The organism is Micromonospora palythoicola (genome assembly GCF_036689795.1).
Classification (GTDB): domain Bacteria; phylum Actinomycetota; class Actinomycetes; order Mycobacteriales; family Micromonosporaceae; genus Micromonospora; species Micromonospora palythoicola.
This window is the reverse complement of record NZ_JBAGKI010000070.1, coordinates 20559-28509: the sequence shown is the minus strand read 5'-3', so window position 1 is coordinate 28509 and position 7951 is coordinate 20559. Positions and strand designations below refer to the sequence as shown.

Sequence of the window (7951 nt, the reverse complement as noted above, 5' to 3'; positions counted from 1 at the left end):
TCCCGTTCGGAAGCGGGACGCAGCGCGGCGCGCAGCTCCTGCGGCAGGGCGAAGACGATGTTCTCCACGGCGGTGGTGACGTGCTCGACGGTGGTGAAGCCCCGCTCGCGAAGCCACTCGAGCGCATCCTCCACCAGCTCGTTCGGCACCGACGCGCCGGCGGTGAGCCCTACCGTACGCGCCCCGTCCAGCCACTCCTCGGCGATCTCGTGCGCGAAGTCGACAAGGTACGCCGCATTCGCGCCCGCCTCCAACGCGACCTCGCGGAGGCGCTGCGAGTTCGACGAGTTCGTCGAGCCGACCACGATGATCACGTCACACGCAGGTGCCATCGCCTTCACAGCCTCCTGGCGGTTCTGGGTGGCGTAGCAGATGTCGTCGCTGGGCGGCGACTGCAAAGCGGGGAAGCGGGCACGGAGCCGGCGGACGGTCTGCTGTGTCTCGTCGACCGACAGGGTGGTCTGGGAGAGCCAGACCACCCGTTGCGGGTCGCGTACCGTCACGGAGTCGACGTCCTCCGGGGTGTCGACCACCTGGATCTGCGCGGGCGCCTCGCCCGCCGTACCGAGGACCTCCTCATGCCCCTGGTGACCGATGAGCAGGATGTCGTATCCCTCGGCGGCGAACCGGCGCACCTCGTTGTGCACCTTCGTCACCAGCGGGCACGTGGCGTCGATGACCCGCAGCGAGCGGGCGGCGGCGGAGGTGTGCACATCCGGGGCGACCCCGTGCGCGGAGAAGATCACCGTCGCTCCCTCAGGAACCTCATCGTTCTCCTCGACGAAGCGGACCCCCTTCGCCGTCAGCGCCTGCACGACATGTCGGTTGTGGACGATCTCCTTGCGCACGTAGATCGGCGGTCCGTACAGCTCGAGCGCCTTCTCCACGGTCTGCACGGCGCGTTCGACGCCCGCGCAGTAACCCCGGGGATTGGCCAGCAGAACCTTCTTCTCTCCGATGTCCATCTGCGCCCCTTTACTGCGTCGTCAGCGAGTCGGTGACCAGGCGGCGAAGTTCGGTGGCCAGCGCCCCGGCGGTCAGCCCGACCTCGGCCAACAGCTGCGAGCGCGACGCCACCGCCAGGAAGTCCGAAGGAATGCCGAACGTCAGGCATGGTGTGTCGATCCGGTTGTCGACCGCGGCCTGTGCGAACGCGGCCCCGACCCCGCCGACCTTGACGTTGTCCTCCACGGTGGCGACCATCCGGTGCTGGCGGGTGAGCTCGAGCAGGGCGGGATTGACCGGCCGGACCCAGCGGGGATCGACGACCGTCACCCCAATGCCGTGCTCCGCCAACTGGCGGGCGGCGTCCAGGCAGGTGCCGGCCATCACCCCGACCGCGATCAACAGCAGGTCCGGTCCGGATCCGAAGCGGCCGATCACGTCGACGCCGTCAAATTGCTCAACGGCCTCGATGTCGGCGGCTGCGCTCCCCTTCGGGAAGCGGACGACCGTCGGGACGTCAGCGATGGCTACTGCCTCTCGGAGCAGCGTCCGCAGCCTGGCCCCGTCGCGGGGAGCGGCGATTCGCAGCCCGGGCACGACGTGCAGTACCGACATGTCCCACATGCCGTTGTGGCTGGGGCCGTCGTCGCCGGTGATGCCCGCCCGGTCGAGCACGAACGTCACGCCTGCGCGATGCAGAGCCACATCCATCAGCACCTGGTCGAAGGCTCGGTTCAGGAATGTGGCGTAGACGGCGACGATCGGATGCAGGCCCTCCGCCGCCAAGCCTGCGGCGCAGGTGGCAGCGTGCTGTTCGGCGATTCCTACGTCGATGACCCGGTCCGGGAACTTCTCCGCGAACGGCTGCAACCCGACCGGCTGCAACATGGCGGCCGTGATCGCTACCAGGTCGGGGCGCTCGGCACCGATCTGGACGAGCTCGTCACCGAAGATCGAGGTCCAGCTGGGTGCCGTGGCGTTCGCGATCAGTTGTCCGGTCACGGAGTCGATCACACCGATGCCGTGGAAGCAGTCCCGGTCGTCGCTCTCCGCCAGCGGGTAACCGCAGCCCTTACGGGTCACACAGTGCACGACGACTGGTGCCTTGAGTGACCTCGCCGCGGTCAGCGCGTCCTCCACGGCGGCCGTGTCATGGCCGTCCACCGGACCGATGTAGTGCAGGCCGAGCTGCGCGAACAAACTCCGGTGGGTCGGCGACTGCCCGGCACCGGGATCCCGGTGGTCGCGCAGGCTGGACAGGTGGCGGGCGAGGCCACCGACGGTAGGCGCGTAGGACCTGCCGTTGTCGTTGAGGACGATGATGACCGGACGGTCGGTGGCACTCGCGATGTTGTTGAGCGCCTCCCAGGCCATTCCGCCGGTCAGGGCACCGTCGCCCACCACGGCGACGACGCTCCGATCCCGGACGCCGAGGATCTGCCGTGCCCGCGCGATGCCGTCGGCGTACGACAGCGCCGTCGAGGCGTGCGAGTTCTCGATCAGGTCGTGGTCGGACTCCGCGCGGCTCGGGTATCCGGACAGGCCGCCGCTCTGTCGTAACCGGGAGAAGTCGTGTCGCCCGGTGAGCAGCTTGTGCACGTACGCCTGGTGCCCGGTGTCCCAGAGGATGGAGTCGTGCGGGGAGTCGAAGACCCGGTGCAGCGCGATCGTCAGCTCGACCACCCCGAGGTTCGGCCCCAGGTGCCCACCGGTCCGGGACACCGACGCCACCAGGAACGCCCGGATTTCCGCACTCAACGTGGCAAGTTCCGCCCGGTTCAGCTTCTTGAGGTCGTGCGGCGTGTGGACTTCTGTCAGCACGGGATCACCCCTTCCTGGCTCATGCGCCCGGCACGGTGATGGCCTTCACCGGGCACCGATCGGCGGCCTCCAGGACGTACTGCCAGACGTCGGCCCCGGCGTCGGTGGTGCGCAGGGTCACGACTCCGTTCAAGTCCTGGTCGAACACCTCCGGCGCATGCATGACGCACTGTCCGGCACCGACGCAGACGTCCCGGTCCACCGCCACCTCACGGCCGGCGCTCATGCCGCCCGCCTCGGCAGGATCATCGACAGACCGCGAGGCATCAGCGTGACCGTGCCCGTGGGTCGGACCCCGTCGCCGTTCACCGGACGCAGGTCGCGGTGCAGGGCGATGATGGCCAGCGACGTCATCGCCTCCGCCCAGGCGAAGCCCTCTCCGACGCACCGGTGTGCGCCCTCGCCGAACGGCATGTACGCCTCCGGCGTGACGTCTGCGCTCCGCTCGGGAAGCCACCGGTCCGGATCGAAGGTGTGGGGATCCCGGAACAGCCGGGGATCGCGGTGCTGCGAATAGAAGGAGTAGAGCACCGTGCTGCCGCCCGGGATCAGATGTTCGCCGAGGCGGACGTCCTTCACGGCGGTCCGGGACAGGAAGTAGGTCGGCGGGTAGAGCCGCAGCGTCTCCTTCACCACCCGTCGGGTCAGCTCCAGCTCCGGCAGCTGCTCGTGCCGCGGTGGCTCACCGTCCGGCAGGACGCGGTCGACCTCCGCCCGCAGAGATCGGAACACCTCGGGGTGCCGGCCCAACTCGTGGCAGGCCCAGCTCATGGTCAGCGCCGTCGTCTCGGCCGAGGAGAGCAGGATGCTGATGACCTCGTCGCGCAACTGACGGTCGGTCATTCCCTTCCCGTCATGCTCGTCGGTGGCGAGCATCAGCATCGACAGCAGGTCGTCGCCGTGCTGCTCGGTCCGCCGGTAGGAGTCGATGATTCCATCGATCACGCCGTGCAGCTCACGCATGGTCGCGCCGAACCGGCGGTTGGTGGGCAGCGGTAGGTGCTCGATGAGTCCGGTCGGGTCCATGGCCCGGAGGCTGACTCCGCGGGTCAGCACCGGCAGCGCCCGTTCGATGACCGAGACCGCGGCGGCCCCCAGGTCCGTGGAGAAGAGGGCCCGGGTGCCGACCGTCGTGGCCAACGAGACGAACTCCGGCTTCAACTCGATCGGCCGGTCCTCCGGCCAGGACGAGATCCGCTCCATGGCGATCCGGCGCATCACGTCGCTGTATCCGTGGACGCGTTTGCGGCTGAAGGCCGGCAGCACCAGACGGCGCTGCCGACGGTGCGCCGGGCCCTCCGCAGTGATGATGCCGTCGCCGGCGACCGCCCGCGCCTTGCGGAAGTGGATGCCGCGCGGGAACAGTGCGGCGTCGTTCACGAGCATCTGCTGCAGGAGCGTGTGGTCGTTGACGAGGTATGCGGTCGACGGACCGAGGCCGACCCGGACCACCGGGCCGTAGCGGCGGGCCTCCTGCAGGAAGTCCAGTCGCCGCCGGAGCAGCTGTAGGCCGTGACCGAAGAGGGGCAACCCGGCCGGGACGCGGGGAGGCTGGGCCTCCCGTCGGGAAGCATGCGTGGTGATGGACACGGGTACCTGCCTTTCGCAGTGACCACCGGCACCGGTGGCTGGTCAGCTCTGGCTGCGGTAACGCGCCGAGCGCGCCGGCCAGCGGACGGCGGCCGACATGAACGATTCGTAGTGGTGGAAGTAGCGGCGGACGGCCTCGTCATCGGGCAGACCGAAATTGCCCGGATCGGCGCGGATGTGCTGGAAGGTCGCCAGGGCCTGCTCGGCGAGGCGCCGCGCGTACGCGAAGGCCTGGTGCTCCGGCCAGCCGTACTCGTGCTCCAGGACGATGACGATGTTCGAGCTGATCCCGTCCCGGCGTTCCGCGTCGAGGGAGTAGAGGTCGTTGGCGATGCAGCCGTAGTCGGCGACCGCCGCGTCGACCAGGCGTACGCACGGGTGCAGCCGGACGGCCTCGGGCAGCGTGAGCCGGTCGACGAAGTAGTCCAGCTCCACCTGCACGCTCATGGTGCTGAACACCCGACGCATCAGCAGGTAGGACGACAGGTCAGGGATGCGCCCGCGGCTGCGTAGGTCCAGTTCCCACAGCGTCGCGGCCAGGTAGTTGCGGATCTCCTGCCGCAGGCGGGTGGTGTCGAATTCCGGGTCGATGTGCGCGATGTCGTCGAGGATGCGGGCGAGCAGCCGGACGAGTGGGCCGTCGGTCGGTCCGGCGGCTTGGCCGCCCAGCACCTCCCTGATGGAGTCGTGCTGCGCACGCACCCGGCTGCGCCAGTCGCCGTCGAAATCCACCAGGTCGCTCCAGGCGTCGTCGAACAACACCAGGAAGGCGATCCAGAGCGTGGCCACCTGCAGCCGCTCCTGGTCGGTGTCCGGGAAGGTGAGGGCGGCGGCCTCACCGAGCGCGATGCCGTTCAACACCTTGGCACTGGAGGGGCCGACCAGGCCGATCTCGGAGGCGACCTGTCGGACGTAACCCGCGGCGGCCGCTCCAGCGGGATGCGACCGGTCGGGGAAGGGACAGGGCACGAGCAGCGTCTCAGTCTCCATGGGCGCTCCCGTCGAGGCGGTGCAGGACCGCGAGGCAGGTGGCCCGCACGATCCTGACCGGGGTGTAGATGTCCTTTCCGATCCAGAGCGCCGGGGTACTCGGGGTTATCTCCGCCCGGGCCAGCGTCGCGCGGGCCGCGGCCATCCCGGCCCGGATCTCGGCCCGCCAATCGTCGCGGGTGCTGAGACTCAAGATCCAGGCCGCGTACGCCGTCTCCTCCGCGGTCCCGGAGCCGTGCCCCCAGCGGTCGCCCTGCCGGGTGCCCAGGATCCAGTCGACGGCCCGTTCCACGGCCGGCCGTGCCTCCGCGCCGCCGTAGCTGGCGAGGGCGTTCGCGCAGGTCGCCGTGGCGTAGTACGGCGAGCCGTGCCATTTGTCCGACCAGCTTCCGTCGGCCGCCTGGGTGTCGATGAGCCAGTCCCGAGTCACGCGGGCCGGAATGGCGTACCGGTCAGCTTCGTCCGGGCGCCGGTGGAGCCGGTGCCCCAGCGCCTCCAGCGCGTGCCCATTCGCCGTGGGCGAGGGCGTGCGCTCATCGGGATAGGTGTAGAACCGGGTGCCGTCGTAGTAGCGCAACAGGCTGTTCATGTCGGGGGAGCGGCCGTGTGCGTCAAGCGCCCACAGGACCGAGGCCGTGTCGTCGGCGTCCACCGGCAGACCGTCGCCGGCGGCCGCGCCGTCTTCGCCGAGGGCGATCTCGAGGGCGTCGAGTACCGCCTGCGGCACCCGGCACGGCACCCGGTGCACCTGGAACAGGTTGATGATCCAGGACCGTTCGAAGTGCGGCATCGGGGCACCGACGGGGAAGAGGCCGTCGGCCCGAGTCTGCACGGCGTCCAGGTAGCGCAACGACGGGTGGTCCGGGTTCGGCCGCTCCCGCAGCCAGGCGGCAGTCGCGGCCGGGGAACATCCGACGCTGCCGGACACCGGCGTCACGGCCGGGTCGGCCGGTCGGTCCGATCCGATGATCTCCCAGCTGTGCCAGAGCTTCGGCGGTACGGGGTGGCCGGCCGCCGTCGCGCCGCGCAGTCGACGCAGGATCTCCGGCGCTGTGCCCGGTGGCGTCGCGAGCGGACCGCCGCGCGCCACCGATCCCAGGATCGGATGGCCAGCCGCCTCGAATCGGCGCAGATGATCGTTGATCAGATCGATCAGCCATGGCACGAGCACCTCGATGGCGACCAGATCCGGCAACGGGACCTCGGGCTCGTCGAGCCAGCCGCGTAACGCTCGTGCCCCGGCTGCGGCGGCCCTGGCCAGCTGACCAAGGGGCATCGACCGGTCCTGAGGCAGGCCACGATCGCATGCCGTGAGCAGCGCCTCGGTGGCGCTCAGGCTGGTCACCAGACGGAACCCCGCCAGGCCCCAGCCGCCGTCGGTGGCCTGCTCGGCCAGGAGGAACCGGAGGCGGGCCGGATGGCCGTCCAGCCAGGGCGCGTCCGAAACGATCCGGCCGCACTCGTACACCGACGGGCTGATCAGAGCCCAGTCGTCCGCGGCGGCCTCGTGCAGTAGCAGGTCCGCCGCAGTGGTCGTGGCGAGCGGCGCGGCGCTCATGCCGCCCTCACCGTGGCGGCGAGTGCAAGGTCGCGCAGGGCGTCCCTGGCTTCGGGGTGGAAGGCGGCTTCGTCGAGGACCGCGAGCCCTCGGCGTAGCCGTTCCTCGATCATCTGCTCGACCGCGGTCGCGGCGCCGGTGGCCACGATGATGTCGCGGGCCTCCGCCGCGCCGGCCTCATCGAGGGCCGGGTTGCCGACGAGGGTCGAGAGCGTGGTCCGTTGGGCCGGATCGGCGTCCCGCAGTGCGATGGCCATCAGCACCGTTCCCTTGCCCTCACGCAGGTCGTCCAGCGTGGACTTACCGGTGTGCCGCGCGTCGCCGAAGATGCCGAGGAGGTCGTCCCGGAGTTGGAAGGCCTCCCCGATAGGCAGCGCGAAGGCGGTGCAGGCGTCGAGCAGCGACTCGTCGGCACCGGCCAGCGCGGCGCCGATCTGCAACGGTCGCTGCACGGTGTACCGGCCACTCTTGTAGCTCGCGATGGTGAGGGCGGTTCCGACGTCCGGCGAGGTGTCGCTGCTGAGCAGGTCGTGGTACTGGCCGAACATCAGCTCGGTGCGCATCTGGTCGAGCAGCGGCCGGACGGCCTGCAACTGCGCCGGTGTCATGCCGCTGCCGTGCAGCATCTCGTCGGACCAGACCATGGCCAGGTCGCCGACCAGGATGCCGCTGTCCCGCCCGAAGCGCTCGTTACGGGCCTGGTGGTCGCTGCGGCCCAGGAACGCCAGCGCGACGTGCAGGCTCGGGTGGCCGCGACGTACCGCCGCGTTGTCGACGATGTCGTCGTGGATCAATGCGAAGGCGTGGAAGAGTTCGAGGGAGGCGGCGGCGGTCACCGCCGCTGGATCCCGCGGCGAGCCTCCTGCCGCCTGCCAACCGCAGAGGCAGAGCAACGGCCGCAGGCGCTTGCCGCCGGCCAGGACGTAGGCGCGCAACGCCTCGACCACCCCGTCCATGGCGGTGTTCGTCGAGAGCCCCGCTTTCTTCTCGGTGAAGAAGGCGTCCAGCGCGTCGTCGACCGCGCCACGCAGTTCGGTGTGGAGCATG

At 70.1% G+C, this 7951-nt stretch carries 7 protein-coding genes; all 7 read right to left on the bottom strand.

Features of this window, described 5'->3' with window-relative positions:
- Positions 1-965: 4-hydroxy-3-methylbut-2-enyl diphosphate reductase (locus V5O40_RS23615; protein WP_332907492.1), on the bottom strand; the 965-nt coding region annotated here is incomplete at its 3' end.
- Between the two features lie 10 nt (positions 966-975).
- Positions 976-2766, bottom strand: a complete 1791-nt coding sequence (locus tag V5O40_RS23610; RefSeq protein ID WP_332907491.1) for a 1-deoxy-D-xylulose-5-phosphate synthase — start codon at positions 2764-2766, stop codon at positions 976-978.
- 19 nt (positions 2767-2785) lie between these two features.
- Positions 2786-2992, bottom strand: a complete 207-nt coding sequence (locus V5O40_RS23605; RefSeq protein WP_332907490.1) for a ferredoxin — start codon at positions 2990-2992, stop codon at positions 2786-2788.
- Positions 2989-4356 (bottom strand): cytochrome P450, encoded by a 1368-nt coding sequence (locus tag V5O40_RS23600; protein WP_332907489.1) that lies wholly within the window; start codon positions 4354-4356, stop codon positions 2989-2991. The genes V5O40_RS23605 and V5O40_RS23600 overlap by 4 nt, the downstream gene beginning before the upstream one ends.
- Before the next feature lie 42 nt (positions 4357-4398).
- Positions 4399-5346 (bottom strand): terpene synthase family protein, encoded by a 948-nt coding sequence (locus V5O40_RS23595; protein ID WP_332907488.1) that lies wholly within the window; start codon positions 5344-5346, stop codon positions 4399-4401.
- Complete coding sequence (locus tag V5O40_RS23590) at positions 5336-6904, bottom strand: prenyltransferase/squalene oxidase repeat-containing protein (RefSeq protein ID WP_332907487.1); 1569 nt, start codon at positions 6902-6904, stop codon at positions 5336-5338. The genes V5O40_RS23595 and V5O40_RS23590 overlap by 11 nt, the downstream gene beginning before the upstream one ends.
- Positions 6901-7950: a polyprenyl synthetase family protein gene (locus tag V5O40_RS23585; RefSeq protein WP_332907486.1), complete on the bottom strand. Its 1050-nt coding sequence runs from the start codon at positions 7948-7950 to the stop codon at positions 6901-6903. Before V5O40_RS23585 ends, V5O40_RS23590 begins: the two co-directional genes overlap by 4 nt.
- Position 7951 lies beyond the last annotated feature (1 nt).

Excerpts from the sequence above, each read along its gene's own strand:
- V5O40_RS23605 (WP_332907490.1), bottom strand. The coding sequence starts at position 2,992 with ATGAGCGCCGGCCGTGAGGTGGCGGTGGACCGGGACGTCTGCGTCGGT.
- V5O40_RS23595 (WP_332907488.1), bottom strand. The coding sequence starts at position 5,346 with ATGGAGACTGAGACGCTGCTCGTGCCCTGTCCCTTCCCCGACCGGTCG.
- V5O40_RS23590 (WP_332907487.1), bottom strand. The coding sequence starts at position 6,904 with ATGAGCGCCGCGCCGCTCGCCACGACCACTGCGGCGGACCTGCTACTG.
- V5O40_RS23585 (WP_332907486.1), bottom strand. The coding sequence starts at position 7,950 with ATGCTCCACACCGAACTGCGTGGCGCGGTCGACGACGCGCTGGACGCC.